The sequence below is a fragment of the Vibrio sp. Vb0304 genome (assembly GCF_033338995.1).
Taxonomy (GTDB): Bacteria; Pseudomonadota; Gammaproteobacteria; order Enterobacterales; family Vibrionaceae; genus Vibrio; species Vibrio alginolyticus.
Window position 1 is genome coordinate 1 of sequence record NZ_JAWOTT010000149.1, and the last position, 1,348, is coordinate 1,348.

The following is a 1,348-nucleotide window of genomic DNA, read 5'->3' on the forward strand; positions in this document are numbered from 1 at the left end:
TGTGACCACTTTATTTGTGTCGGTTGGTTGAGTAATCACAATGTCATCCACGCCAATATAGTCGATTACTGGAGTGGTCGATGCGGTTGGTGAGCCGTATACCACCACGTTTTTGATTTTGGTTTCATCGGCAATACCTTCAAAATCCAACGTGCCGTACGTGTCCACCACCGCATAGCGAGCGCCATTTTGCAGCGCTTTATTGACCTCGGTGTACTGAATAAAAGCACGACAGACATCGATAACCAGAACCGTAAGCATCAACAACACTGGTAATGCGAGAATAAATTCAATAATCGCAAGCCCTTCTTGGTGCCGACCTCTTCTCATTTGAGTTTTGAATTTCAAATACAACATATTAAGAGGCTCCGCTGAATGGATCTTTGTATAGCTGGATCCGGTAGAAACCTTTGTCGGTTGGGTCTGTTCCTGTTGAACCGTTATTGATCAAGCAATCGTAAAGGAACTGCCCAAAGACAGATGCTTGACCAGAATTACTGACTTTTTGTAGCAAAAAGAAGCAACCAAATCCCAACACATCGAAGTCGGACTTACCTGTCGATTCTGTACAATTAACAATTGGGATACGTAAGATTCGGCGTCCGTTCGAACCACCATCACCAGTGTAACTGTCGTAATCACAAGAACCGCCACTTTCACAAGAACTCAGCTCCTGACGATAGTTGGCGTAATACAAGTCACCCGCATATTCAGCGTCGGTTTCAGCCAAAATATCAGGCTCTCTTACATACTTATCTGGTAAAACCGTACCGTCGTTTTTAATTGGGCCAGAGAAGTCGTTAAGTCTTACATTCAACCCTTGCGCAACGGGGCCAGCGCTATTCCCTGGTTTGGTTGTCACGGTATTCCCAACGGCTGCGCAACCGTTGTAAGCACCAGACAATGCATCACGAACCAAAGCCGCACCGCTATTGCCAGTCGCTTGCCCAAAATCGAGCAATTGAAAGTTACCCGGCCCCATATCGGTATTATTCTGATCGCCAACTTTTAACTCGTGCACAAGCGACGGATCCATATCCACATTCGGATCATAACCCGGTGGACGATACCCCCATGCGTCTTCAACCGTACCATTTGGATCGCCACACATCGCAATCGGCGTTAAGTTACATGTGTAAGCAATCGCCGCGCTTCGTCCCGCAACGGCACTGGCCGAAACGTTCTTAACAATCCCAAATACAGCACTCAGATACTGAGAAATCCCCATGTCAGTTACCGCGACGCGAACATAAATATCGTACTCGCCTGTCGGTGGCGTAAAGCTCGCCGCATTTACAAATGTCTGCATGTCGTGCGAGAACGTCACGGATGTGTTGCCGTCGGTAAA

Annotated in this window: 2 protein-coding genes; both read right to left on the reverse strand. The window is 47.3% G+C overall.

The features are described 5' to 3' along the window. Positions 1-357 (reverse strand): pilus assembly protein (locus tag R7P35_RS24560; RefSeq protein WP_318092954.1); only part of this gene is annotated, 357 nt, incomplete at its 3' end. A gap of 1 nt (position 358) precedes the next feature. Then, a partial coding sequence (locus R7P35_RS24565) for a hypothetical protein (protein WP_318092956.1) occupies positions 359-1,348 on the reverse strand: 990 nt, incomplete at its 5' end.